The sequence below is a fragment of the Streptomyces sp. NPDC088261 genome, from assembly GCF_044740805.1.
Taxonomy (GTDB): domain Bacteria; phylum Actinomycetota; class Actinomycetes; order Streptomycetales; family Streptomycetaceae; genus Streptomyces.
Window position 1 is genome coordinate 89,828 of the sequence record NZ_JBIURL010000012.1, and the last position, 24,414, is coordinate 114,241.

Genomic DNA, 24,414 nt, shown 5'->3' on the forward strand with positions numbered 1-24,414 from the left:
TCCAAGCAAGCGAATAATGCGACGAGATTCACGGCGGCCACGTCCTAGCATCGTCCGCATGACCCTCGCACGACCCGCCACCCCCGCCGACGCCGAGGAACTGGTCCGCCTCCGCACGGTGATGCTCGACTCCCTCGCCGGGGCCGGTACGGACCTCGGCTGGCAGCCCGTCGCAGTGGCGACGCTCCGGCGGAAACTCGCCGACCCTTCGGGCGATTTGGCCGCCTTTGTCGTAGATCGGCCGGACATCTCAGACGCCCCGGACACCCCGTACACCCCCCGCGCCCTCGCCGCGACGGCCGTCGGCGTCATCGAGCACCGCCTCGGCGGCCCCGGCAACCCCACCGGCATCAGCGGCTACGTGTTCAGCGTCGCCACCGACCCCGACCTGCGCCGCCGCGGCTACTCGCGGGCCTGCGTGGAGGCGCTGCTCGACTGGTTCCGCACGCGCGGGGTGCGGAAGATCGACCTGCGCGCGTCCCGCGAGGGCGAACCGCTGTACGCCTCGCTCGGGTTCGTCCGTACCCCCGACCCCGCCATGAGGCTCACGCTCTAGACCTCTACGCTCGTCGCATGCAGAGTCTGGCGTTGATCGACAACTGGCCCGTGCCGACCGCGGCCGCCGCCGTCGTCCGGGCGGACGGCACCGTCGCGGGGTCGCGCGGTCCCACCGCGCACCGCTTCCCCCTGGCCTCCGTCACCAAGCCGCTGGCCGCATACGCCGTACTCGTGGCGTACGAGGAAGGGGCGGTCGAACTGGACGAGCCCGCCGGTCCCGAGGGCTCCACCGTCCGGCATCTGCTCGCGCACTCCAGCGGCCTCGCCGCCGACGAGAACCGCGTGACGGCCCCGCCCGGCACCCGCCGGATCTACTCGAACGCGGGCTTCGAGGCGCTGGGCGACCACGTCGCCAAGGCCACCGAGATCCCGTTCGGGGAGTACGTGCGCCAGGCGGTCTTCGAACCCCTCGGTATGACGTCCACCACACTCGACGGCTCCCCGGCCAGGGCCGCCGTCTCGACGGTCGACGACCTGACGCGCTTCGCCGCCGAACTCCAGGCGCCCCGCCTGCTGGACCCGCGCACGGTGCTGGAGGCCATGACGGTCGTCCACCCGGGGCTGTCCGGCATCCTGCCCGGCTACGGGCGGCAGAAGAACAACGACTGGGGCCTCGGCTTCGAGATCCGCGACACCAAGTCCCCCCACTGGACGGGCGGTTCGTCCTCCCCGCGCACGTTCGGCCACTTCGGGGTGTCCGGTACGTTCCTGTGGGTCGACCCGGACGCGGGAGCGGCCTGCGTCGCCCTGTCCGACCGGGACTTCGGCCCCTGGGCGATCGAGTCCTGGCCCCCGCTCACGGACGCGGTGCTGGCGGAACTGCGCGCGGGCTGAGCGACGCCGGACAACGGACAACGGACGACAAAGCAAGTCCTAGCGCCCGCCCGACATCTCCCACAGCAGGACCTCCGCCGGGCCGCCCGTCACGTCCAGGCCCTCCGCGTCCGTGATCCGCGCCGAGTCCCCCGGGCCCAACTCCTCGCCGTCCAGGCGGACCCGGCCCCGTACGACATGGACGTACACGAACGCCGCGTCCGGTACGGCCGCGCGCTCGCCCTCCCGCAGCCGGCGCACGTGCAGCATCGCGCCGGCCTGCGGGAGGGCGTACGGCGTGGAGTCGGCGATGCCGCGCACGATCTCGTACCCGGGCTCCCCGCCCGGCTCCAGCGGCGCGAGCCACATCTGCACGAAGACCAGGGGCAGTTCCCCGTCGTTGCGCTCCACGTGCCGTACCCCGTCCGCCGCGCTGAGCCGCTGGACGTCCCCGGCCCCGACCACCGTGGCGTGGCCCGCCGAGTCGCGGTGGGTCAGCTCGCCCTCGGCGACCCAGGTGACGATCTCCGTGTGGCTGTGCGGGTGTTCGCCGAAACCGGCGCCCGGCGCGAGCCGTTCCTCGTTGCAGGCGAGCACCGCGCCGAAGCGCAGATTGTCCGGGTCGTAGAACCGCCCGAAGGACAGGGCGTGCCAGGATTCGATACCGGCGGAGGGATCGCCGCCCCGGTAACGCTCCTCTGCGCGCACGACTCGCATCACAGGTCCCACCGTAGGGGATGCCGGGCGCCCCGGCGGCTTCCTCACCCGTACCGATAAGGCAGTCTTGTCCCCGTGCCTGAACCAGCGAACGTAGCCCACTCCCACCCCGCCACACTGCGCCGCCTGGAGCAGTCGGCCGGGCGGCTCGCCGCGAACGCCATCGCGCGCATGGACGCGACGCTGCCGTGGTACCGCGCGATGCCGCCGGAGAACCGTTCGTGGATCGGGCTGGTCGCGCAGGCGGGCATCGCCGCCTTCACCGAGTGGTTCCGTCACCCGGAGACCCCGCAGGCCATCTCCACGGACGTGTTCGGTACGGCTCCGCGGGAGCTGACGCGGGCGATCACCCTGCGCCAGACCGTCGAGATGGTCCGGACGACCATCGAGGTCATGGAGACGGCGATCGAGGAGGTCGCCGCCCCCGGCGACGAGTCCGTGCTGCGGGAGGCCCTGCTCGTCTACGCGCGCGAGATCGCCTTCGCCACCGCACAGGTGTACGCGCAGGCCGCCGAGGCCCGCGGGGCCTGGGACGCGCGGCTCGAATCCCTCGTCGTCAACGCGGTCCTCTCCGGGGAGGCCGACGAGGGCGCGGTCTCCCGGGCCGCGGCGCTCGGCTGGAACGCCCCCGAACACGTCTGCGTCCTGCTCGGCACCGCCCCGGACGGGGACAGCGAGCTGACCGTCGAGGCGATCCGCCGGGCCGCCCGGCACGCCAAGCTCCAGGTTCTCACCGGGGTCCTCGGCGACCGGCTCGTGGTGATCGCGGGCGGGAGCGACAACCCGCTCCAGGTCGCCAAGGCCCTGATCGGGCCGTACGCGGCGGGCCCCGTCGTGGCGGGACCGGTGGCGCCCGATCTGCTGGCCGCGACGAAGTCCGCGCAGGCCGCCGCCGCCGGGCTCAAGGCCTGTTTCGCCTGGCAGGACGCCCCGCGCCCGGTCCTCGCCGACGATCTGCTGCCGGAGCGCGCGATCGCCTCCGACCCGGCCGCCCGGGACCAGCTGGTGGAGGAGATCTACAGACCGCTGGAAGAGGCGGGCTCGGCGCTGCTGGAGACTCTGAGTGTCTATCTGGAGCAGGCGAGCAGTCTGGAGGGCGCCGCCAGGATGCTCTTCGTCCACCCGAACACCGTGCGCTACCGGCTTCGACGAGTGACTGACGTCACCGGATGGTCACCTTCCGACGTACGGTCCGCGTTCACGCTCCGGATCGCCCTCATCCTCGGGCGCTTGGCCGAGCGGGAGGCGCAGTCCTAGACTTTTGTCGTACTCCAACAATTCCCCCGACGGTTCTTCGTCCCTGTCGTCACGGGCGGTGAAGGCCATCCACAAGAGAGAGTGTGAGGGTGCTCGTACTCGTCGCTCCCGGCCAAGGCGCACAGACGCCCGGCTTCCTGTCTCCCTGGCTCGATCTGCCCGGCGCCGAAGACCGGCTGCGGGCCTGGTCGGCCGCCATCGACCTGGACCTCGTCCACTACGGCACGAAGGCCGACGCGGACGAGATCCGCGACACGGCCGTGGCCCAGCCGCTGCTGGTGGCCTCCGCCCTGCTGTCGGCCCGTCAACTCTTCCCCGCCACCGGCGACCTGACGCGTGACGTCGGCGCGGTGGCCGGGCACAGCGTCGGCGAGCTGGCGGCCACCGCGCTCGCCGGTGTCCTCACCGACGAGGCGGCCATCACGCTCGTGCGCACCCGCGGCCTGGCCATGGCCGACGCCGCGACCGTCACCCCGACGGGGATGTCCGCGCTGCTCGGCGGCGACCCCGACACCACCGTGGCGCACCTGGAGAAGCTCGGGCTGACGCCCGCGAACGTGAACGGGGCCGGCCAGATCGTGGCCGCCGGCACGCTGGAACAGCTCGCGGCCCTGGAGGCGGACAAGCCCGAGGGTGTACGGCGTGTCGTGGCGCTCAAGGTGGCCGGCGCGTTCCACACGCACCACATGGCCCCGGCGTCCTCGGTGCTCGAAGAGGCCGCCCGCGCGCTCGACCCGGCGGACCCGGCCGTACCGTACGTCTCGAACAAGGACGGTCTGGTCGTCGCCACCGGCGCCGACGTACTGACCCGTCTGATCGGCCAGGTGGCCAGTCCGGTCCGCTGGGACCGGTGCATGGAGACGTTCCAGGAGCGGGGCGTCACCGCGCTGATCGAGCTCTGCCCCGGGGGTACCCTGACCGGTCTCGCCAAGCGCGCCCTGCCCGGCGTGAAGACCTTGGCCCTGAAGACCCCCGACGATCTCGACGCGGCCCGCACCCTGATCGCCGAGCACTCCTCCACGGCTGACTAAAGGAGCCAGAGAGCATGTCGAAGATCAAGCCCAGCAAGGGTGCTCCGTACGCACGCATCATGGGCGTCGGCGGCTACCGCCCGACCCGGGTCGTGCCCAACGAGGTGATCCTCGAGACGATCGACTCGTCCGACGAGTGGATCCGCTCCCGCTCCGGAATCACGAGCCGCCACTGGGCCTCCCCCGAGGAGACCGTGGCCGCGATGTCCATCGAGGCGTCCGGCAAGGCCATCGCCGACGCCGGGCTCAGGCCCGAGCAGATCGGCGGGGTGATCGTCGCCACCGTCTCGCACTTCAAGCAGACCCCGGCCATCGCCACGGAGATCGCCGACGCGATCGGCGCGGGCAGGCCCGCCGCGTTCGACATCTCCGCGGGCTGCGCCGGCTTCGGCTACGCGCTGACCCTCGCCAAGGGCATGGTCGTCGAGGGTTCGGCGGAGTACGTCCTCGTCATCGGCGTGGAGCGGCTCTCCGACCTCACCGACCTGGAGGACCGGGCCACGGCCTTCCTGTTCGGCGACGGCGCCGGCGCCGTGATCGTGGGCCCCTCGAAGGAGCCGAGGATCGGTCCCACGATCTGGGGCTCCGAGGGCGACAAGTCCGACACCATCAAGCAGACCGTGTCGTGGGAGGAGTACCGCCACGGCACGGTGGAGAAGTTCCCCGCCATCACGCAGGAGGGCCAGGCGGTCTTCCGCTGGGCCGTCTTCGAGATGGCGAAGGTCGCCCAGCAGGCCCTCGACGCGGCGGGCATCACCTCCGCCGACCTGGACGTCTTCATCCCGCACCAGGCGAACATGCGGATCATCGACTCGATGGTGAAGACTCTCAAGCTGCCGGACAGCGTCACGGTCGCCCGTGACGTGGAGACCACCGGCAACACCTCGGCCGCCTCGATCCCGCTCGCGATGGAGCGGCTCCTGGCGACCGGACAGGCGAAGAGCGGCGACACGGCGCTCGTCATCGGCTTCGGGGCGGGTCTCGTGTACGCCGCTACGGTCGTTACCCTCCCCTAGTCACGCCGGACCCTCCGGTACGTGTTCCCATATATCCCTCTGCTCAATATCGAAGGAGCGCCCACATGGCCGCCACTCTGGAAGAAATCGTCGAAGGTCTCGCCGAGATCGTGAACGAGATCGCCGGTATCCCGACCGAGGACGTCCAGTTGGACAAGTCCTTCACCGACGACCTCGACGTCGACTCGCTGTCCATGGTCGAGGTCGTCGTCGCCGCCGAAGAGCGCTTCGACGTGAAGATCCCGGACGACGACGTCAAGAACCTGAAGACGGTCGGCGACGCCGCGAACTACATCCTCAAGCACCAGGACTGACCGCACCGCGCGGCTGACGCCACCCGGTGGTGGCGCCGTATAAAATTCAGCACCCTCTACACGTGGAGAAAGAATTCCAGTGAGCTCGACCAATCGCACCGTGGTCGTCACCGGTATCGGCGCAACCACACCGCTGGGTGGCGACAGCGCATCGACCTGGGAGGGTCTGCTCGCCGGCCGCTCCGGGGTGAAGCCCCTGGAAGGCGAGCGCTTCGCCGATCTGCCGGTCCGTATCGCCGCCGTCGCGGCGGTCGACCCGGGCGATGTACTGCCCCGTCCGCTCGCCCGCAGGCTGGACCGCTCGGCGCAGTTCGCGCTGATCGCGGCCCGCGAGGCGTGGGCGGACGCGGGGTTCACCGCCCGTGCCGGTGACGACACCTCCGTCGACCCCGACCGGCTCGGGACCGTGATCGCCTCCGGCATCGGTGGCGTCACGACCCTGCTCGACCAGTACGACGTCCTCAAGGAGAGGGGCGAACGCCGCGTCTCCCCGCACACCGTGCCGATGCTGATGCCCAACAGCCCGGCCGCCAACGTCAGTCTGGAGGTGGGCGCCCAGGCGGGCGTGCACACCCCCGTCTCGGCCTGCGCCTCGGGCGCCGAAGCCGTCGGCTACGCGGTGGAGATGATCCGCAGCGGCCGCGCCGACGTCGTGGTCGCCGGTGGTACGGAAGCGGCCATCCACCCGCTGCCCATCGCCGCGTTCACGAACATGATGGCGATGTCGAAGAAGAACGACGACCCGACCGGCGCCTCCCGTCCGTACGACACGGGCCGCGACGGCTTCGTCCTCGGCGAGGGCGCGGGCATCGTCGTACTGGAATCCGCCGAGCACGCGGCCAGGCGGGGCGCGCGGGTCTACTGCGAACTGCTGGGCCAGGGCATCTCGTCGGACGCCCACCACATCGCGCAGCCCGAGCCGACCGGCCGGGGCATCGCGAAGGCGCTGGAGAACCTGCTGGCGTCCACGGACCTCAAGGCGTCCGAGGTCATGCACCTCAACGCGCACGCCACGTCCACCCCGCAGGGCGACGTCGCCGAGATCAAGGCGCTGCGCCGGGTGCTGGGCGACGACCTGGACCATGTCGCCGTGTCCGCGACGAAGTCGATGACCGGCCACCTGCTGGGCGGCGCGGGCGGTATCGAGACGGTGGCCACCGTGCTGGCGCTGTACCACCGCACGGCCCCTCCGACGATCAACCTGACCGACCAGGACGAGGACGTGGACGCGGACGTCGTCAAGGGCGAGCCGCGCGCGCTCCCCGGCGGGACGATCTCCGCGATCAACAACTCGTTCGGCTTCGGCGGCCACAACGTGGTCCTGGCGCTCCGTACGGTCTGAGTCCGTACGAGCGGCACGCACCGCCGCACGACGCGAGGCCCGTCCCCCGGGTGGGGACGGGCCTCGTCGCATAAGGACTCACGTCACTCGTCGAAGCTGGCGAAGTACGAGGCCGCCATGTCCTCCTCGCCGTGGCCCAGTTCCCTGGCGCGGCGGAAGCGCTCCGCGCACGCGGCCATGACGTCCAGGTGGACGCCCTCCGCCTCCGCCGCCTCGACGATCAGCCGGGCGTCCTTCGCCCCCGTGTTGACGGAGAAGCTGGGCGTGTAGTCCCCGTCGAGGATCATCTCCGCCTTGGCGTGGAGGTACGGCACGTCCATCGGGCCGCCCGAGGTGAGGTCCAGGAAGGCCCTCGGGTCGGCGCCGATCCCCTTCGCCAGGGCGAGCGCCTCGGCCGCCCCGTTGGTCAGGGTCAGGGTCCAGCCGTTGGCGACGAGCTTGAGGCGGGTCGCGGCGGCGGAGGCACCGTCCTCGCCCAGCCAGAGCGTGCGCCGCCCGATGACGTCCAGGACGGAGTCGAGGCGCTGCCGGTGCTCCCCGGGGCCCGCCACGAGGACCGCGAGCTGTCCGGCCTCCGCCGGGCCCTTCGTACCGACCACGGGCGCGTCGTAGAAGACCACGCCGTACTCCGCCGCGAGGGCCGCCAGCGCGGGCACGTCCGCGAGGCCGACGGTGGTCGACTGGAGCCAGAGGGTGCCGGCACCCAGGCCGGGCGCGGCGGCGGTGAAGGCGTCCCGGACGGCGGCCCCGTCGTACACGACGGTGAGAACGACGTCGGCGCCCATCACCGCCTCGGCGGCGGTGGCCGCGACCCGCGCGCCGTCGGCGGCGAGCGGCTCGGCCTTCGCGGGGGTGCGGTTCCACACCCGGACGTCGTGTCCCGCGCGGCAGAGGGTGCGGGCCATCGCGGAGCCCATGATTCCGGTGCCGAGGACGGCTACTGCGAGATGATCGGTCATGAGTCCACGGTAGGACCCCGGGAGACGCCCCGGTGCGCGGGAGCGCTCAGACGACCTGGTGGAGCCAGCGGACCGGCGCGCCCTCGCCCGCGTACCGGAAGGGCTCCAGTTCGTCGTCCCACGGCTTGCCCAGCAGCTTGGCGACCTCCGCCTCCAGCTGGGTCTCGCCCTGCCGGGAGCGGGCCAGCGCGGCGCGCAGCCGGTCCTCGGGGACCAGGATGTCGCCGTGCATGCCGGTGACCGCGTGGAAGATGCCGAGGTCGGGCGTGGCGCTGTAGCGCTCGCCCTCCGCCGTGGCGCAGGGCTCGGCGGTCACCTCGAAGCGGAGCATCTGCCAGCCGCGCAGGGCGGAGGCGAGCTTGGACGCCGTGCCCGGTTCACCCTTCCAGGAGAACTCGGCTCTCCAGGTGCCGGGTGAGGCCGGCTGCCGGATCCAGTCGAGCTGGACCCGCAGGCCGAGGACTCCGGCCACCGCCCATTCGACGTGGGGGCACATCGCGCGCGGTGCGGAGTGAACGTACAGAACTCCACGTGTCGTCACCGGGACCTCCAGTGTGGGACGAGGTTCGCCTTTCCCAGCGGCCTCAGTAAACAGCATCGGGAGTGAAACTCCACAAAAGGGACAGTATGTGACGTGAGGTAATTTACCGGAGCCACGCGTTCGGGGCCTCTGGTCCGACGTGGGAAAAGCTACCGTGCGGCGGGGTGCCCGGGGTGACGTACCGTCGGTCCTGGGCCCGATATGCGCGAAGCTTTCACTCGCCGGGGCCCGGGCCGGTGCCAGGCGCATGTGCCGGTGGTACGGGGCCCTTCCCGGCCCTCCCCGAGCGGCACGGAAGGACCGGGAGACGGTGGTGGAAGCGACGTCCGACACGAACCGACGGGGAGGACCGCGGATGCGGGAGAGCCGACGGACCGGGAGTGCGATCCCGGCGCGCCGCCGTACGGACGACGGGCGCGCGGGGCGCCGGCGCGGCGCCGGCCGTCCGCGTGTCGGCCGGCGTCCGCGTGTCCTGGTCGCGGCGGTGACCGCCCTGGTGCTCGCCGGTGGCGGGGCGCTGGCCGGCTGTGACGGGTCCGGCGGCTCGTCCGCCGACGGCGCGGCGGGCCGGAGCGCCCCGGCCCCCCGGCCGACGCCCCTCTGGGACCCCTCCCCCGACTCGGTGGCCGCCGTGGGCGACTCGATCACCCGGGGTTTCGACGCCTGCGCGGTGCTCACGGACTGCCCCGAGGCGTCCTGGGCGACCGGGACGGACGGCGAGGTCCGCAGCCTGGCCCAGCGCCTCCTGGGGGCGCCGGGCGCGTCGGGGCGCAGCTGGAACGAGGCGGAGACGGGCGCGAAGGTGTCCGACCTGCCCGCGCAGATGGCCCGCGCGGCCCGGCACGACCCCGGTCTGGTCACGGTCATGGTGGGGTCGAACGACGCCTGCCAGGACTCGGCCGCGCAGATGACCCCGGTGGACGCCTTCCGCGCGTCGTTCGAGGCGTCGATGGAGCGGCTGCGGGCCCGTGCGCCGCACGCGCAGGTGTACGTGTCGAGCGTGCCGGACCTCAAGCGGCTCTGGTCCACCGGGCGCGGCGACCCGCTGGGGCGGCAGATCTGGAAGCTGGGCATCTGCGCCACGATGCTGGGGGACGCGCAGGACGTCAGCGCGAAGGCCTCGGCCAGGCGGAGCCTGGTGTACGACCGGATCGTGGCGTACAACGGCGTGCTCAGGGACGTCTGCGCGGAGGACCGGCTGTGCCGGTACGACGGCGGGGCGGTCTTCGACTTCCGGTTCACCGTCGAGCAGCTGAGCCACTGGGACTGGTTCCACCCGAGCAAGGACGGGCAGCGCCGGCTGGCCGCGATCGCGTACCGGAACGTGACGGCGGCGCGACCGCCGGTCTGAGGGCGGGGCGGGACGGTCTAAGGTGCTTGACCGTGACTGCCATAACCACGGAACACGTCGGCGCGACCGACGAGGGCACGCCCGTCCTGCGCTGGACCCTCGAACGGGCCGGGACCCGGGTGCGCCTGCTCACGTACGGCGGGGTCGTGCAGTCGGTCGAGGTGCCCGACCGGCACGGGACGGTGGCCGACGTCGTGCTCGGCTTCCCGGACGTCGCGGGCTACCTGGGGTCCCGGGGGCCGTACTTCGGCGCGCTGGTCGGCCGGTACGCGAACCGCATCGCGGGCGGGGCCTTCACGCTGGACGGCCGGACGTACCGGCTGGCCCGCAACGACGGTCCGAACAGCCTGCACGGCGGTGAGCGGGGCTTCGACCGGTGGGTGTGGGACGCGGAGCGGGACGGCGACGGCGTACGGCTGTCGCGGGTCAGCCCGGACGGCGAGGAGGGCTTCCCCGGCCGCCTCGCGGTCAGCGCGGCGTACACGCTGGAGGCGGACGGCGCGCTGCGGATCGACTACCGCGCGGAGACCGACGCCCCGACCCCGGTCAACCTGACCAATCACACGTACTGGAACCTGGGCGGCGCGGGCAGCGGCCTCGCGACCGGGCGGCACGTGCTGCGGATCGCGGCGGACCGGATCACGCCGGTCGACGCCACGGGCGTGCCGACCGGGGAGCTGGCGCCGGTCGGAGGGACGCGCTTCGACTTCCGGGAGCCCCGGGCGGTGGGTCCGGGCTACGACCACAACTACGTGCTGGACGCGGACCGGAGCGGTACGGACGTGGCCGCCGAGCTCCACGACCCGGTGTCGGGGCGGGTGTTGACCGTGACGACGACCGAGCCGGGGATGCAGCTGTACACCGGTGACCACTTCGACGGGAAGCCGTACGGGCCCGGGGACGGGATCGCCCTGGAGACCCAGCACTTCCCGGACTCCCCGAACCGCCCGTCGTTCCCGGACACCGTGCTGAGGCCGGGTCAGGTGTTCCATTCCACGACGAGGTACGGGTTCTCGGTGCGCTGAGGCCGCACGACGGGGTACGTACGGCCCCGAGGCGGTGTCAGGTGCCGCCCCGGAGCCGTACGGTCAGTGTGCCCCTCCCCGCGGGCCCTTGCTGTCAGGGCCGTACGTCGATCGTCGTGGTGAGGCGGCGGTCGGCGACCGAGTGGGCCGCCTCGACCTCGTACGATCCGGGGAGCAGCGCCCAGGCGTCGGTCCGCTCGTCCCAGATCTCGAACGCCCGTCTCCGCAGCGGGACATGGACCTCGACCGTCTCCCCCGGACCCGCCTCGGCGGAGGCGAAGCCGGCCAGCCAGCGGGCCGGGCGCTCGGGGGTCCCCGGGGCTGCTCCCCCCGTCGGGGCCAGGTAGATCTGGACGACCTCGCGGCCGGTACGGACACCGGAGTTGCGCAGCCGGACCCGTACCTCGTCCTGGGTCGCGGCAAGCGTCTCGTACACCCAGTCGGTGTAGCCGAGGCCGTGTCCGAAGGGGTACGCCGGTGTCGTGCCGGCCTTCTCCCAGGCGCGGTAGCCGATGAACAGGCCCTCGTCGTAGCGCAGTTGACCATCGGTCGGGGTGGTCGCCGAGACGGGCGCGTCCGCGAGGGCCGCCGGCCAGGTGGTGGGCAGCCGGCCGCCCGGCTCCTCGGCGCCGAGGAGGACGTCGGCGAGCGCCGCGCCACCCTCCTGGCCGGGGAACCAGCTCAGCAGCACCGCCGCGACCTCCTCGCGCCACGGAAGCTCCACCGGGGAGCCGGTGTTGACGACCACGACGGTGCGCGGGTTGACGGCGGCGACGGCCCGTACGAGATCGTCCTGGCGGCCCGGCAGCCGCAGGCTCGTCCGGTCGAAGCCCTCCGACTCGACGCGGGTGGTGGTGGCCACGACCACCACGGCCGTGTCCGCGCCGCGCGCCGCCTCGACGGCCTCCGCGATCAACTCGTCCGGGTCGTACCGGGGTCCGAGGTGGAGGAGCGAGAAGGCGACGGCCCTGATCGGGGCGTCGGGGAGCGCGAAGACGGTGTGCAGCAGCGACACCTCGACCGGCTCGCCCGCCGTGAGCCCGGCGTGGGCGCGCTCCACCGGGGTGCCGAAGAACGCCTCGAACGGGTCGGCGGCGTCGCCCGGTTCCTGGGTCCCGTCGAAGAGCGTCACGCCGTCGACGGTCAGGACGAAGCCGCCGAGACCGCGCGTGCCGAAGGCGTGCTCGCCGCTCTCCCTCGGCACGAAGCGGCCGGTCAGCTCGACGGTGTGGAGCGTGTCGTGGGTGACGCCGTCGGGCAGGTCGCTGCCCGCCCACTGCACCCGGCCGCCGGGGACGCTCGACGTGCCGAGCACCCGGCCGTCCTCGGCGCGGCAGACGGCGGTCAGCTCGAACCCCTGGTCGGCGTCGGCGAGTTCGTCGCTGGGGTCGGCGCCGAGGGTGTAGGTGAGGGCGCCCTCGGTGAGGGCGGCGGTGAGTCCGTCGAGCGGGGAGACGACGTGGTGCGGGAAGACCACGGCGGAGCCGCCGCCGAGGATCCGGGCGTCGCGGGCGGCCGCGCCGCTGAGGGCGACCGTACCGGCGCGGGCCGGGTCGACGGGCAGGACGGGGTGGTCGCCGCGCACCTCGTTCCGTACGAGCACGAAGGAGCGGCGGGCGACCTCGCGGGCCAGCGCGTCGCCGTCCAGGGGCGCGGGGACGTCGGTGACGGCGGGGGGCGCGCCGTCGAGGGCGCCGACGCGGGCGGCGAGCCGCAGGACGTTCCGTACCGCCTCGTCGACGGCCGGTTCGTCCACCTCGCCGGCCCGGACGGCGGCGGCCAGCGCCTCGCCGTACACGGTCCGCGGCCCCGGCATGGCGACGTCGAGGCCGCCGAGGAGCGCCCCGGTGGTGGAGCGGGCGGCGAGCCAGTCGGAGACGATGAAGCCGTCGAAGCCCCACTCGCCGCGCAGCACCTCCTGCTGGAGGTAGCGGTGCTCGGTCATGGTCGCGCCGTTGACCTGGTTGTACGCGGCCATGATGCCCCAGGGGTGGGCGTTGGCGACGATGGTCTCGAAGGGCGCGAGGTACAGCTCGCGCAGCGGCCGGGGAGCGACGACGTTGTCGACGGTGAAGCGGTCGGTCTCGGCGTCGTTGGCCACGAAGTGCTTGACGGTCGTGCCGACCCCGCCGTCCTGGACGCCGAGCACGTAGCCGGTGCCGATCTCGCCCGTCAGGTACGGGTCCTCGCTGTACGCCTCGAAGTGGCGGCCCCCCAGGGGCGAGCGGTGCAGGTTCACCGTCGGGGCGAGCAGGACGTGCACGCCCTTGCGGCGGGCCTCCTGGGCGAGCAGCCGGCCGGCGCGCCGGGCCAGCTCCGGGTCCCAGGTGGCGGCGAGCGCGGTCGGTGAGGGCAGCGCGACCGACGGGTCGTCGGCGGTCCAGCGGACGCCCCGGACGCCGACGGGGCCGTCGGACAGGACGAGGGAGGCGAGTCCGATCTCGGGGAGCGCGGGCAGGGACCACATGTCCTGGCCGGCCAGGAGGCGGGTCTTGGCGTCCAGGCCGAGCTTGCCGAGCGCCGCCTCGACGGCGGCGGTGCGTGCCTGATCGGCCCGGGTCGTGGGGGCGCCTGCCACGGCCGTACCTCCTCGTCGAGTTCGGGTGGACGGTTACATGGTGACCCTGCATTCTGTAAGGAGGTAGGGTCCGTTATTGATTTGTGATATCCACCGTCGTGGGCCGTGCTGTCCGGACGGGGTACGGCGGGGTGGGAGGAGCGGGCCGATGGCGAGAGCCAGGAGCGGGGAGCGGCGGGCGGACATCCTGCGCGCCACCCTCGAAGTGATCGCCGAGCGCGGCTACCGGGGGACCACCCTGGGCGCGGTGGCCGAGCGCGTCGGCCTCACCCAGCAGGGCCTTCTGCACTACTTCCCGTCGAAGGAGGCGCTGCTCGTCGCCGTTCTGGAGGAGCGCGACCAGTGGGACACCGGCGGCGGGGGCCGGGGGCGGCGGGGCTGGCGGCTGGAGCTGCTGACGTCGCTGGTGGAGTACAACGCGATGCGCCCCGGGATGGTGCAGACGTTCTCGGCGCTGCTGGGCGAGAGCGTGACGGAGGACCATCCGGCGCGGGAGTTCTTCACCCACCGTTACGACCAGGTGCGGGGGAACATGACGGCGGTGCTGCGCGACGAGTTCGGCGACCGGCTGCCGGGCGGGCTCACGCCGGAGCAGGCGGCGCCGCTGCTGACGGCCGTCATGGACGGGCTCCAGTACCAGTGGCTGCTGGACCCGGAGTCGGTCGACATGCCGGGAGCGTTCCGGGACTTCCTGACGCTGCTGCGGGCCGGGGGGCCGGCGCCCGGTTCCTGAGCGGGGGTGCCGGCCGGGTATCGCCGGCGGGTGGTTCCGAGGGGTGTCATCGACCGGTTTCGCACCATGGTCATCCGGCCGCCCCGACGCGATACTTCCGCCATCCGACGGAAGGAGCACCCCATGAGGCTCAGGAGCCACACGCGCGTTGGTCTTGTCCTGCTCACCACGGCCGCGCTCGCCCTCGTCGTCCCCGCACCGTCCGCCCTCGCGCAGGCGCGCCCCTCGTCCGGCCAACAGCCGCCCGCCGCACCGGCGTTCACGGTCGAGGAGGCGCGGCTCGACCGGGCCGTACCGCAGGAGATCCTGCGGCGCAGCGGCTTCGACACGGTGGCGCCGGGGCTGGCGCGGGCGCTGGACGGGGCCCGGTCGTACGCCGCCGCCGAGCGGGTGGTCGTACGGCAGGGGCAGCGGTTGTGGCAGCGGGCGGTGGACCGGGTGCAGGGGCGGGGTCCCGCGCGGGGTGACCTGAGCCGGGACGACGACCGGCCGCTGTACTGGGCCCGGTTGGGAATGACCCGCGAACTGCGCGCCTGGCAGCCGGAGTTCCCGCTGTCCGACGCGGCGCGGACGCGGCTGCTCGGGGCGCTGGAGCGCGCGTCGCGCGGCCAGGACTCGATGGAGTTCTCCGGCAGGGACCGGCACGGCAGGGCGGTCAAGCGGATCGTGATGACCGGCTTCGACCCGTTCACGCTGGACCGGGACGTCCGGATCAGCAACCCGTCGGGGGCGACGGCGCTGGCGCTCGACGGCACGGTCGTCACGACGGCCGACGGGCCCGCCCGTATCGAGACGGCCGTCTTCCCCGTCCGCTGGGACGACTTCGCGGCGGGCACGGTCGAACAGGCCCTGCGCGGGCCGCTGTCGCGGGCCGACCTCTTCGCCACCGTCAGTCAGGGCCGGGTCGGCCGGATCGACGTGGAGCGCTTCAACGGCGCCTGGCGCGGCGGCTTCGGGGACAACGAGAACCTCTCGCGGACCGGTCTCGTCCCGGTCTCCGACCCGGCCTCGCAGCCGCAGTGGACGACGACCAGCCTGCCGTACGGCGCGATTCTCGCGGCGGGCACGGGGCGGTTCCCGGTGTACGACAACACGTCGGTGACGGAGGTGCCGGCGGGGGCGACCGCGCCGGTGGTACGGCCGGGCGGCCCGACCCCGGGCTCGGCGGCCCGCGCCGGGGGCGGCGGCGACTACCTGTCCAACGAGATCGCCTACCGGGCGACGCTGCTGCGCGACCGGCTGGGCCGGAACATCCCCGGCGGCCATGTGCACACGCCGGTCCTGGAGTTCGGGCCCGGGAACACCGACCCGGCGACGGGGACGGTGACCGACCCGCAGTTCGTGCAGAACCGGCTGGACATCGTCGCGCAGATCAGGTCGATCATCGTCGTGGCGGCGGGAGCGTAGACCGGGTCACGCGGACCGGGTCAGAACCGGGGCGGGGCCTGCGGCTCCTGTCCCGGGGCCGGGGGCCACACGGTCGTCGTTCCCGGGGCGGTTCCCGGGGTCGTTCCCGGAGCCGTACCCAGGACGAGCGTCGCGTCGGGGGCGGGCACGGCCCCGTCCCCGGGCGCCGGCTCCCTCTCCGGTGCGGTGTGCTCCGGTTCGGTGAGGTCGCGGGCCATCAGCGTCGCGCCCGCCACCGCGCCGGGCATCAGGAAAATCGCCACGACCGGGACCAGGAAGGCCAGCGTCAGCGGGACACCGAAGCCGAGAGTGAGCATCCGGCGGCCGCGGAGCAGCGCGAGGCGCTGCTTGAGGTCGACCCGCCGCCGCTGGAGGGCCACCGCGACCAGTTCCTCCGTCAGGAAGAACCCGGAGACGCAGAAGCCGATCGCGGGCACGACGGTCTGCCCGACGACGGGGATGAACCCGGCGGCGAAGAGCAGCACCCCGTACAGCGCCACCCGTACCAGGATCCGCACGCTGTCGCGGGCCGAGATCCACAGCTCGCGCCAGAGCGGCAGTCCCGACTCGGGGACCACGCCGCCCTCCGCCCGGTCGACGGCCTCGGACAGCGACTCGTAGAAGGGCTGGCCGACCAGGAGGGTCACCGCCGTGAAGGCGATGACCGCGAGGAAGAGGACCAGTGCGAAGAGGAGCACGACCAGGAAACCGCGGAAGAGGCCCTGCCACGGCGAGGACCAGTCGTCGGCGAAGGGGGTCGCCCAGGCCGTCAGGTCGTCCGCGCCGTAGCTGAGGCCGACGAGGACCGCCGCGTAGAGCAGGAGGGTGACCAGACCGGGCAGGAGCCCGAATCCGAACCACCGGCCGTGGCCCGCGACCCACCGCTGGCCCTTCATCAAGTAGCCGAAGCCCACACCGAGATCGCCCATGACTTCCACCCTACCGGCGCTTCCGCGACCCTCTTGTTGTCCGGGGCCGCAACCGGTAGACCCTGCGTCACCGATCACTTCCGTCCACGCGCGTACGCCTCCGGAGGCCCTCGCATGCGCATACCCAGACCGGCCCTGATCACCACCGCCGCCCTGACCGGCGCCCTGCTGCTCGCCCCGCCCGCCGCGTCCGCCGTCCCGGGCGACGGCGGACGGGCGAACGGCCGCGCCGAGGGGCCGCACCACGTCAGGGAGAGCGGGCGGGAGACCGCCCCGGGCGCCGCTCCCGCCACCCGTACCAGCGGCCTGCCTTCCGCCCTCACCGGCCCTGCGGCCTCGCGCCCGGAGGCCGGGTATCCCCGGCGTACGGTCCTCGACGCGCCGCCCGTGGACCCGGCCGACAAGTCGGTCAAGCTGGGCCTGGCGCCGTACCACTCGCTCGCCCCGCGCCTCAACGCCCTCCAGAAGCTGGGCGATCGGGTCAGCGTCGAGGTCGCGGGACGGTCGGCGGGCGGCCATGAGCTGTATCTCGTCACCGTCACCGCCCCGGAGAGCGCGGGTGAGGCCCGCGAGCAGGAGCGGATGCGGGAGCTGATCGAGAACTCCCCCGCGCGGGCCGCGCAGGACCGCCGTATCAAGTCCTCCTACAAAACACCGCTGTTCATCAACAACAACATCCACGGCAACGAGTGGGAGGGCACGGACGCGGCTCTCAAGCTGATCGAGGAGCTGGCGACGGCGCGGGACGCCCGTACCCGCGCTCTGCTGGCCACGAACCGCATCCACATCAACGTCACCGCCAACCCGGACGGCAGGATCGCCGGGACCCGGGCCAACGCGGACGGCTTTGACCTCAACCGGGACATGATCACGGCGTCACAGCCCGAGACCCGCGCGATCCGGCGGATCGCCGTCGACAAGCAGCCCGCCGTCATGCTCGATCTGCACGGGTACGTCAACGGCACCCTGATCGAGCCGACGACCCCGCCGCACGGCGAGAACTACGAGTACGACCTGTTCCTCAAGAACGCCTACGCCAACGCCCTCGGCATGGAGAAGGCGGTGAAGGACCTCGGCTACACGCCCGCGAAGGACGGCGTGGAGCCGCCCGTCATCCCCTTCCGGGACCAGGAGGAGGGCTGGGACGACTGGCCGCCGGTCTTCACCCCGCAGTACATGCCGTTCCAGGGCGCGGTCGCCTCGCACACGGTCGAGTTCCCGATGACCGTCAACAACCGGTCGTACGACACCCTGCCGGTCGAGGAGTTGCGCCGCCGGGCAGCCATCAACACGGACATCGCGGGCGCCGTGATGCGCGCGACCCTCACCTACACCCTGGACCACCGGACTTCGGTGATCGCGGACCAGATCGAGACGTTCCGGCGGGGCGCGGCGGGCGAGGCGCAGCGGCCCGTGTCGGAGGAGACCGTGCCGGGCGTGCCGGGCATCGGCCCCGAGGACGTGTACACCACCGACTTCCCCCGCGCCTTCGTGATCCCGGCCGGGAGCGGACAGCGCTCGGCGACCGCCGCCGCCCGGCTGGTGGACCACCTGACCGCCAACGACGTACGGGTCGAGCGGGCCACGTCCGGCTTCCGGGTCAACGGCCGTGCGTACCAGGCCGGTTCGTACGTCGTCGACCTGCACCAGCCGAAGCGCGGCATCGCGAACGTGATCCTCGGCGAGGGCCGGGACATCAGCGCGGACGTCTCCACGATGTACGACATCTCGGGGTGGAGCCTCGGGCTGCTGTGGGGCGCGAGCGTGGACACCGTACGGACGGTGGCGGGCGAACTGCGCGTCCCGGGGCGCCCGGTGACGGCCGCCTCCCCCACCGGTTCGGTGGCGCGCCACGGCGATCTGCGGCTGCGCCTGGACGACCCGAAGGAACTGCTCGCCCTCAACTCCCTTCTCGCGCAGGGGGTGAAGGTGCGGCGCGCGGCCGACGGGGCGGCGATCGTGCCGTCGTCGGCCCGCCGCCTCGCGACCGTCCTCGCGGAGCGCCACGGGGTGGTGTTCGCCGCGACGAAGGAGCGGGGGACCACGGTCCTCCACCGCACGCGGGTCGCCGCCTCGGTGACGGCCGGGGAGCAGGCCGCCCTGCGGGAGATGGGCTTCGAGGTGGTGCCGGTGTCGACCGCGATCCTGAACGCGGGCTTCGACTGGTCGTCGGCGGACGTGCTGTACGTCTCCACGGGGTTCCAGTACGGCACGCTCACCCCGGCCGCGCGCACGGCGCTGGACGGCTTCCTCGCCGGGGGCGGCGGGGTCGTCGGCCTCGGTTCCGGGGGTACGGCCCTGAACTCCGCGGCGGGGCTGCTGCCCGTGACGGCGGTCGCCGGGAACGGGGACGCCAACGGGGTGGTGCGGGTGGCCAACGCGGGAGGCGCGATCACCGGCGGCGCTCCGGCGCACACCTTCGTCTACGGGCCGCGCTGGTTCACGGCCCTGGGGGCCGGGGTGCGGACGGAACAGTCGTACAGGACCGGGAAGTTGCTGGTCTCGGGTCACTGGCGGGCGAACGAGAGCGGCGCGGGCGGCCCCGCCGACGCGGCGGGCCGGGCGTCGGTCGTGAGCGGGACGTCGGCGTCGGGCGCGGAGGTGGTGCTCTTCGGCACCGAGCCGCTGTTCCGCGACCACCCCAAGGGGGTGTTCGCGCAGGTGGGCCGGGCGCTGCTCGGCGCGGCCGGCTGACCGGGCCGCCGCCGGGGCCGTACCGGACACGCTGACGGACACGCGGGGCCCGTGTCCCCTGAGGGGATACGGGCCCCGCGCCGTGCCGCCTGCGACTACTGACTGCTGACGGCTGACTGCTGACTGCTGTGCGATCAGGCGACGGCGAGCGTCACGCTGATGTTGCCCCGGGTCGCGTTGGAGTACGGGCACACCTGGTGCGCCTTCTCCAGCAGGTCCTTGGCGGTCGCCTCGTCCACGTTCGGGATGACGGCGACGAGTTCGACCTCAAGGCCGAAGCCGCCGGCCTCGGTCTTGCCGATGCTGACCTTGGCGGTCACGGTCGAACCGGATATGTCGGCCTTCGCCTTGCGGGCGACGACACCGAGCGCACCCTGGAAGCAGGCGCTGTAACCGGCGGCGAAAAGCTGCTCCGGGTTCGTACCGGCGCCGCTGCCACCCATCGCGGTGGGCGGGTTGACGATCACGTCGAGCTGACCGTCGTCGCTGGAGACGCGGCCGTCACGGCCGTTCTCGGCGGTGGCGACGGCGGTGTAGAGAGCGTCGATCTTCTGAATGGTCATGCTGGGAAGGTTCCTTCGCTTGTACGCCGTAGCTCGCGCCCACGGACCACGACGGCCTGGGGTCGAGCATAGGGGGTCGTCAACGAGTAAGTCCGACGATCATCTTTCCAGTGTTCTCGCCGCGCAGGACGCCGAGGAACGCGTCGAAGCCGTTCTCGATCCCCTCCACGACGGTTTCGTGGTGCTTGAGTTGACCCGAGGCGAACAGCGGGCCGACTTCCTGGAGGAACCGGGGCTGGAGCTCCCAGTGGTCGGTGACGATGATCCCTTCGAGGCGCAGCCGCTTGGTGACGACCAGGGCCAGGTTGTTCGGGCCCGGCGTCGGCGCGCTGTTGTTGTACTGGGCGACCGCGCCGCACAGGACCGCCCGGCCGTGGGTCCTCAACGAGTTGATCGCGGCTTCGAGGTGGTCGCCGCCCACGTTGTCGAAGTAGAGGTCGATGCCGTCGGGGGCGGCGGCCTTGAGCTGCTTCCTGACGGAGCCGTTCTTGTAGTTGAAGGCCGCGTCGAAGCCGTACTCCTCCACCAGGAGCCTGACCTTGTCGTCCGTACCGGCCGAACCGACGACCCGCGAGGCGCCCTTGAGCCTGGCGAGCTGGCCGACCTGGCTGCCGACCGCGCCGGCGGCCCCGGAGACGAAGACCGCGTCGCCCTCCTTGAAGGCGCCGACCCCGAAGAGGCCCGCGTAGGCGGTGAAGCCGGTCGCGCCGAGGACGCCGAGGTAGGCGGAGAGCGGGGCGACGGACGCGTCGACCTTGACGGCGCGGCCCGGCTCGAACTCGGCGTACTCCCGCCAGCCCAGGTTGTGCAGCACGTGGTCGCCGACGGCGAACCCGTCGGCGCGGGAGGCGATCACCTCGCCGACCGCCTGGCCGGCCAGCGGCTCGCCCAGCTGGTACGCGGCCACGTACGACTTCGCGTCGTTCATCCGGGGGCGCATGTACGGGTCCACCGAGAAGTACAGGTTCCGGACCAGGATCCGGCCCTCCCCCGGCTCGGACACGGGTATCTCGCGCAGGACGACGTCACTGGGCCTCGGCCAGCCGTCGGGGCGGGCGGCGAGATGCCAGGCGCGGCCTGAGGTGGGAAGTGCGGTCCCTGATACGGGAAGTGCGGTCATGGGGCGGGGCCTCCTCGGTGGGTGCGGGTGGCGGGGAGCCGCAAGAAAAGCTTCACCACGTGAAAGAACCATGCCCGTAGATATTTCATGTTGTCAAGCAAATGGGTACGCTGGTCCCATGGCCACCACCCGCAGAGACCCGCTGACCCTCGAAGTCGTCGAACTCATCGGCACTGTCGTGGCCCGCTACTACGAGGAGTACGAGCACGCCGCGGCCCAGTACTCCCTCACCGGCGCCCAGGCGCGCGTCCTGGGACTCCTGTCCCTGGAGCCCATGCCCATGCGCCGGATCGCGCGGAAGCTGAAGTGCGAGCCGTCCAACGTCACCGGCATCGTGGACCGGCTCGAAGCGCGTGACCTGGTGGAGCGCCGGCCGGACCCGGCCGACCGCCGGGTGAAGCTCGCCGCGCCCACGGAGCAGGGGCTGGAGACGGCGGCGCGGCTGCGGGACTCGCTGACCTTCGCGCGGGAACCGCTGGCGTCGCTGTCCGCGGACGAGCGGCGGGTCCTGCGCGACCTGCTCAAGCGGATGCTGGGCGAGGACGTGGTCTGACCGGCGGGGTCACGCCCCGGGTCCGGCTGCCCGTCGCGCTCCGGCCGTCACACGCAGAACCACAGGAACCGGTCGCAGGTCTCGCTCGGCTCGGGCGTCGGTGACGGGGACGCCGAGGTCGGGGACGCCGTCGTGGGCCCGCCCGTGGGATCCGTCGGCGTGCCGGGACCGGACGCGGAGTCCGAGGGGTCCGGCGAGTCCGGTGCCTCGGTACGGGCCGACTCCGTGTCGCCGGGCGTCGGGGGCTCCGGGGCCGACGCCGAGTCGTCCGGGTCCGGGGACTCCTCGCGGCCCGGCTTCCCGCTGCCGTCCGGGCCGGGCGAGCCGCCCTTCCCCGTACCGCTGGACGCGACGGGACCGGGGTCGTCGGGTGCCACCGGCTTCGCCGTGCCGTCCGGGCGCCCGTCGAACTCGGTGGACGCCTCCTCCTTGACCGCCGAGGCGCCGTCGTCGCCGGGCGGCTCCAGCGCCAGCCGGGCCAGGCTCAGCGCCCCCGCCGCGAGGACCACCCCGAGCACGCCGACGACGACCCTGCGGCCGCGCTTGCCGCGTGCCCTGCGGGGCCCGGTGCGGGCCGGGGCCGAGCGGCGGCGGTCGCGGCGGTCGCGGTCGGGGTGCCGGCCGTCGGGGTGATGGCCCACAAGAGGCTCGATCTCACTCTCCGGCGCGTCCGCGAACTCTTCGTGACCCTGGTCGGCCCTGCCGTCCCGACCCGGGGAGCGATTCTGTCGCGGTGCGGGCGGTACGGGGGCGCTCTGCCGCAGCTCCTCGGCGGGGGTGCCGCATCCGGCGCAGGTCAGTGCGCCGTTGAGGTGCCGACGGCACTGATGGCAGTAGTCCATGGCGCCCGCAGATTATGCGGCGGTGGCGTGCCGTGGAGGACCCCGGCTGTGAAGATCTTGTAAGGGGTCGGCGGTTCCTGGTGTGTCATCCCGATTCGGGCGGGTGGCCGCGCCGGGCCGTGGGAGCGGTACGGGCGGTATGCGCCGCGCGGTGCGGTGGGACGTACCGGGCAGGATGGCCGTATGACGTCTGCCGGGCCGTTCGGGCCGCTCCAGTTCCAGCTCGTCCTGCTGCGCAGGATGGCCGACCACCACCCGGAGCTGGTCGCCGACGCCCGGCGCGAACTCGGCGTGTCCCTGGCCGACATGCGCGAGGCCAACCGCCGCTGGCAGGCGATGGTCCGCTCCCCGCGGGCCCGCGGCACGCTCTCCCGCTACCGCTCGGTGCTCGGACCGCCCGAGCGGACCTTCCCCCGCACGATCGGCGACCTGGAGTGCGAGGCCCTTCAGTGGCCCGTACCGCTCTGGCCCGACCTGCGCTTTGAGGCGATGGCCGGGCCGGGCGGGGCCGTATGGAACGAATGGCTGGTCCGTGCCCCGGGGGTGGCCGGGCCCGAGCCGCGTACGGCGGAGGACCTGCGGCCCTGGTCGTGCACGGTGGACGAGGTCGCGCGGGCCTTCCCGCCGGCCCGGCCGATGGAGGGCACCGCGCCGACCCGCCTGCGGCTGGCGTTCACCCTGCCCGGCGACCCGCCCGACGGCGGGGGCGCGGTCGCCGACTTCACGTGGGGGCTGCTCCAGGGCTGGACGAGGGACTGACCGGCCGCATGACACGGACCTGGCGTCCCGTCAGCTCCGTACCCCCGCCGGTCAACCGCCCGTCAGCCGCCCGTCAGCCGCCTGTTGAACCACCCGTCAGCCGCCCCGCCCGCCGCCCCTCAGCCGTCCGTACTCCTGACGGCTCATCCCAGCGCGCGCCCCGCTCCCCCGGGACGCACGATGCGAACAGGACCGGCGGCCGCCGGTGCATCAGATCAGCGCTCTCGGGAGATCCCGCGGTGACCGTCAGTCTTGAGCAGTTGCGCCGTTGCCACATCGCCGTCGACCTGGGGGCCGCCAGGACCCGGGTCTTCGTGAAGGGAGCCGGGCTCGTCGTGGACGAGCCGAGCGTCGCCGCGGTGAACACCCGCACCGGCGCTCTCATCGCCGTCGGCGCGCTCGCCGAGCAGATGACCGGCCGTACCCCCGGCTACATCCGGGTGATGCGCCCCGTACGGGGCGGCACCGTCGTCGACGTCGAGATGGCCCAGCGCATGCTGCGCCACCTCCTCGGCGACAAGCTCCGCCGCCAGCTGCGCCGCAAGCCCCGGCTGCGCGCCGCCGCGTCCACCCCGCACGACAGCGACCCGCTGGCCCAGCGCGCGGCCGTGGAGACGCTCGTCGGCCTCGGCGCGCGCCGGGTCGAGCTGGTCGACACCCTCATCGCGGCGGCCGTCGGCTGCGGACTGCCCGTGGAGCAGCCCACCGCCACCATGATCATGGTGTGCGGGGCGGCGACCACCCAGATCGCGGTGCTCTCGCTGGGCGCGATCGTCACGGCCCAGCGGATCCCCGTCGGCGGCAACGCCATCGACCACGCCGTGATCCAGCACTTGCGCCACCAGCACGAGCTGATGCTGCCCAGCCAGTCCGTACGCCCCCTCCAGCTGGCGCTCAGCGGCAACGGCCTCACCCCGGACGGACCCACCTCCACCGAGATCCACGGCCGGGACGTCGCCACCGGCATCGCCCGCTCGGTGCTGGTCGACACCGCCGCCGTACGGGACGCGATCTACTCCCCGCTGACCGCCGTGCTCGACGGCATCGGCAAGGTGCTGCGCGACTGCCCGCCCGATCTGGTGGCCGACCTCGCCGACCGCGGGATCATGATGGTGGGCGGCAGCGCGCTGCTCCCCGGCCTGGACGAGATGCTCAGGAACGCCACCGGCATGCCGGTCGCCATCGCCGAGCGCCCCGACATTTGCGCCGTGCTGGGCCTCGGGGCGATGCTGGAGGGCAAGATCCGGCCCATGGTCCTGAATCCGCTGGCCGACGCCCACTGAGGTGGAACGACGTTGCGATGAGTGAGGGT

23 protein-coding genes are annotated in these 24,414 nt (G+C 72.9%); 15 read left to right on the top strand and 8 right to left on the bottom strand.

What is annotated here, in order from left to right:
• Positions 1-58: 58 nt before the first annotated feature.
• Both ACIODU_RS22985 and ACIODU_RS22990 read left to right on the top strand, forming a co-directional pair.
• Positions 59-556 (top strand): GNAT family N-acetyltransferase, encoded by a 498-nt coding sequence (locus ACIODU_RS22985; protein ID WP_401769697.1) that lies wholly within the window; start codon positions 59-61, stop codon positions 554-556.
• A gap of 17 nt (positions 557-573) precedes the next feature.
• Positions 574-1,392 (top strand): serine hydrolase domain-containing protein, encoded by an 819-nt coding sequence (locus ACIODU_RS22990; protein WP_401769698.1) that lies wholly within the window; start codon positions 574-576, stop codon positions 1,390-1,392.
• A 39-nt stretch (positions 1,393-1,431) separates the two neighbouring features.
• On the opposite strand, the gene ACIODU_RS22995 is transcribed toward ACIODU_RS22990, so the two are convergent.
• Positions 1,432-2,088, bottom strand: a complete 657-nt coding sequence (locus ACIODU_RS22995) for a pirin family protein (protein ID WP_356422749.1) — start codon at positions 2,086-2,088, stop codon at positions 1,432-1,434.
• A gap of 75 nt (positions 2,089-2,163) precedes the next feature.
• On the opposite strand from ACIODU_RS22995, the gene ACIODU_RS23000 reads away from it, so the two are divergent.
• The 5 genes from ACIODU_RS23000 to fabF all read left to right on the top strand — a co-directional run bounded on the left by ACIODU_RS23000 (position 2,164) and on the right by fabF (position 7,048).
• Positions 2,164-3,345 (top strand): CdaR family transcriptional regulator, encoded by a 1,182-nt coding sequence (locus ACIODU_RS23000; protein WP_161311900.1) that lies wholly within the window; start codon positions 2,164-2,166, stop codon positions 3,343-3,345.
• A gap of 89 nt (positions 3,346-3,434) precedes the next feature.
• On the top strand, positions 3,435-4,376 hold the full coding sequence (locus ACIODU_RS23005) for an ACP S-malonyltransferase (RefSeq protein ID WP_401769699.1): 942 nt from the start codon (positions 3,435-3,437) through the stop codon (positions 4,374-4,376).
• 14 nt (positions 4,377-4,390) lie between these two features.
• On the top strand, positions 4,391-5,392 hold the full coding sequence (locus tag ACIODU_RS23010; protein WP_356422535.1) for a ketoacyl-ACP synthase III: 1,002 nt from the start codon (positions 4,391-4,393) through the stop codon (positions 5,390-5,392).
• Positions 5,393-5,457: 65 nt separating this feature from the next.
• A complete protein-coding gene (locus ACIODU_RS23015; protein ID WP_327236784.1) occupies positions 5,458-5,706 on the top strand; it encodes an acyl carrier protein in 249 nt (82 codons plus the stop codon).
• 79 nt (positions 5,707-5,785) lie between these two features.
• A complete protein-coding gene (fabF, locus tag ACIODU_RS23020) occupies positions 5,786-7,048 on the top strand; it encodes a beta-ketoacyl-ACP synthase II (protein ID WP_356422532.1) in 1,263 nt (420 codons plus the stop codon).
• Positions 7,049-7,131: 83 nt separating this feature from the next.
• On the opposite strand, the gene ACIODU_RS23025 is transcribed toward fabF, so the two are convergent.
• Positions 7,132-8,007, bottom strand: a complete 876-nt coding sequence (locus ACIODU_RS23025) for an NAD(P)-dependent oxidoreductase (RefSeq protein WP_401769700.1) — start codon at positions 8,005-8,007, stop codon at positions 7,132-7,134.
• 46 nt (positions 8,008-8,053) lie between these two features.
• Positions 8,054-8,548: a DUF3145 domain-containing protein gene (locus ACIODU_RS23030; protein WP_327236782.1), complete on the bottom strand. Its 495-nt coding sequence runs from the start codon at positions 8,546-8,548 to the stop codon at positions 8,054-8,056.
• Positions 8,549-8,903: 355 nt separating this feature from the next.
• Between ACIODU_RS23030 and ACIODU_RS23035 the strand changes: the two genes are divergently transcribed.
• Both ACIODU_RS23035 and ACIODU_RS23040 read left to right on the top strand, forming a co-directional pair.
• Positions 8,904-9,899: a GDSL-type esterase/lipase family protein gene (locus ACIODU_RS23035; RefSeq protein ID WP_356422526.1), complete on the top strand. Its 996-nt coding sequence runs from the start codon at positions 8,904-8,906 to the stop codon at positions 9,897-9,899.
• Between the two features lie 32 nt (positions 9,900-9,931).
• Complete coding sequence (locus tag ACIODU_RS23040; protein ID WP_356422525.1) at positions 9,932-10,924, top strand: aldose epimerase family protein; 993 nt, start codon at positions 9,932-9,934, stop codon at positions 10,922-10,924.
• Positions 10,925-11,018: 94 nt separating this feature from the next.
• On the opposite strand, the gene ACIODU_RS23045 is transcribed toward ACIODU_RS23040, so the two are convergent.
• Complete coding sequence (locus tag ACIODU_RS23045; RefSeq protein ID WP_401769701.1) at positions 11,019-13,502, bottom strand: glycoside hydrolase family 3 protein; 2,484 nt, start codon at positions 13,500-13,502, stop codon at positions 11,019-11,021.
• A gap of 148 nt (positions 13,503-13,650) precedes the next feature.
• Here ACIODU_RS23045 and ACIODU_RS23050 point away from each other — a divergent pair, with 148 nt between their 5' ends.
• Positions 13,651-14,235, top strand: a complete 585-nt coding sequence (locus ACIODU_RS23050) for a TetR/AcrR family transcriptional regulator (RefSeq protein WP_356422521.1) — start codon at positions 13,651-13,653, stop codon at positions 14,233-14,235.
• Between the two features lie 123 nt (positions 14,236-14,358).
• A complete protein-coding gene (locus tag ACIODU_RS23055; protein ID WP_401769702.1) occupies positions 14,359-15,642 on the top strand; it encodes a pyroglutamyl peptidase in 1,284 nt (427 codons plus the stop codon).
• Positions 15,643-15,662: 20 nt separating this feature from the next.
• Here the strand turns inward: ACIODU_RS23055 and ACIODU_RS23060 are convergent, their stop codons facing one another.
• Entirely contained in the window at positions 15,663-16,571 is a 909-nt protein-coding gene (locus tag ACIODU_RS23060) for an EI24 domain-containing protein (protein ID WP_401769703.1), read from the bottom strand.
• Positions 16,572-16,685: 114 nt separating this feature from the next.
• On the opposite strand from ACIODU_RS23060, the gene ACIODU_RS23065 reads away from it, so the two are divergent.
• The gene (locus ACIODU_RS23065; RefSeq protein WP_401769704.1) at positions 16,686-19,265 is read left to right on the top strand and encodes a M14 family zinc carboxypeptidase; all 2,580 of its coding nucleotides are present in this window, start codon (positions 16,686-16,688) and stop codon (positions 19,263-19,265) included.
• Between the two features lie 134 nt (positions 19,266-19,399).
• Here ACIODU_RS23065 and ACIODU_RS23070 read toward each other — a convergent pair whose 3' ends face one another.
• Both ACIODU_RS23070 and ACIODU_RS23075 read right to left on the bottom strand, forming a co-directional pair.
• Entirely contained in the window at positions 19,400-19,828 is a 429-nt protein-coding gene (locus tag ACIODU_RS23070) for an organic hydroperoxide resistance protein (protein WP_356422510.1), read from the bottom strand.
• Between the two features lie 79 nt (positions 19,829-19,907).
• The gene (locus tag ACIODU_RS23075) at positions 19,908-20,948 is read right to left on the bottom strand and encodes an NADP-dependent oxidoreductase (RefSeq protein WP_401769705.1); all 1,041 of its coding nucleotides are present in this window, start codon (positions 20,946-20,948) and stop codon (positions 19,908-19,910) included.
• 118 nt (positions 20,949-21,066) lie between these two features.
• Here ACIODU_RS23075 and ACIODU_RS23080 point away from each other — a divergent pair, with 118 nt between their 5' ends.
• Entirely contained in the window at positions 21,067-21,501 is a 435-nt protein-coding gene (locus ACIODU_RS23080; RefSeq protein WP_356422504.1) for a MarR family transcriptional regulator, read from the top strand.
• 47 nt (positions 21,502-21,548) lie between these two features.
• Here the strand turns inward: ACIODU_RS23080 and ACIODU_RS23085 are convergent, their stop codons facing one another.
• On the bottom strand, positions 21,549-22,343 hold the full coding sequence (locus tag ACIODU_RS23085) for a hypothetical protein (RefSeq protein ID WP_401769706.1): 795 nt from the start codon (positions 22,341-22,343) through the stop codon (positions 21,549-21,551).
• A gap of 183 nt (positions 22,344-22,526) precedes the next feature.
• Here ACIODU_RS23085 and ACIODU_RS23090 point away from each other — a divergent pair, with 183 nt between their 5' ends.
• Together ACIODU_RS23090 and ACIODU_RS23095 are read left to right on the top strand one after the other, a co-directional pair.
• The gene (locus tag ACIODU_RS23090) at positions 22,527-23,102 is read left to right on the top strand and encodes a hypothetical protein (RefSeq protein ID WP_356422498.1); all 576 of its coding nucleotides are present in this window, start codon (positions 22,527-22,529) and stop codon (positions 23,100-23,102) included.
• Between the two features lie 239 nt (positions 23,103-23,341).
• Positions 23,342-24,385, top strand: a complete 1,044-nt coding sequence (locus tag ACIODU_RS23095; RefSeq protein ID WP_356422497.1) for a rod shape-determining protein — start codon at positions 23,342-23,344, stop codon at positions 24,383-24,385.
• Positions 24,386-24,414 lie beyond the last annotated feature (29 nt).

Bases quoted from the DNA above. Each gene is read 5' to 3' on its own strand.
- ACIODU_RS23050 (WP_356422521.1), top strand. From the start codon at position 13,651: ATGGCGAGAGCCAGGAGCGGGGAGCGGCGGGCGGACATCCTGCGCGCC.
- ACIODU_RS22990 (WP_401769698.1), top strand. From the start codon at position 574: ATGCAGAGTCTGGCGTTGATCGACAACTGGCCCGTGCCGACCGCGGCC.
- ACIODU_RS23025 (WP_401769700.1), bottom strand. From the start codon at position 8,007: ATGACCGATCATCTCGCAGTAGCCGTCCTCGGCACCGGAATCATGGGC.
- ACIODU_RS23035 (WP_356422526.1), top strand. From the start codon at position 8,904: ATGCGGGAGAGCCGACGGACCGGGAGTGCGATCCCGGCGCGCCGCCGT.
- ACIODU_RS23010 (WP_356422535.1), top strand. From the start codon at position 4,391: ATGTCGAAGATCAAGCCCAGCAAGGGTGCTCCGTACGCACGCATCATG.
- ACIODU_RS23070 (WP_356422510.1), bottom strand. From the start codon at position 19,828: ATGACCATTCAGAAGATCGACGCTCTCTACACCGCCGTCGCCACCGCC.
- ACIODU_RS23080 (WP_356422504.1), top strand. From the start codon at position 21,067: ATGGCCACCACCCGCAGAGACCCGCTGACCCTCGAAGTCGTCGAACTC.
- ACIODU_RS23090 (WP_356422498.1), top strand. From the start codon at position 22,527: ATGACGTCTGCCGGGCCGTTCGGGCCGCTCCAGTTCCAGCTCGTCCTG.
- ACIODU_RS23060 (WP_401769703.1), bottom strand. From the start codon at position 16,571: ATGGGCGATCTCGGTGTGGGCTTCGGCTACTTGATGAAGGGCCAGCGG.
- ACIODU_RS23085 (WP_401769706.1), bottom strand. From the start codon at position 22,343: ATGGACTACTGCCATCAGTGCCGTCGGCACCTCAACGGCGCACTGACC.
- ACIODU_RS23075 (WP_401769705.1), bottom strand. From the start codon at position 20,948: ATGACCGCACTTCCCGTATCAGGGACCGCACTTCCCACCTCAGGCCGC.
- ACIODU_RS22985 (WP_401769697.1), top strand. From the start codon at position 59: ATGACCCTCGCACGACCCGCCACCCCCGCCGACGCCGAGGAACTGGTC.
- ACIODU_RS22995 (WP_356422749.1), bottom strand. From the start codon at position 2,088: ATGCGAGTCGTGCGCGCAGAGGAGCGTTACCGGGGCGGCGATCCCTCC.
- ACIODU_RS23055 (WP_401769702.1), top strand. From the start codon at position 14,359: ATGAGGCTCAGGAGCCACACGCGCGTTGGTCTTGTCCTGCTCACCACG.
- ACIODU_RS23065 (WP_401769704.1), top strand. From the start codon at position 16,686: ATGCGCATACCCAGACCGGCCCTGATCACCACCGCCGCCCTGACCGGC.
- ACIODU_RS23015 (WP_327236784.1), top strand. From the start codon at position 5,458: ATGGCCGCCACTCTGGAAGAAATCGTCGAAGGTCTCGCCGAGATCGTG.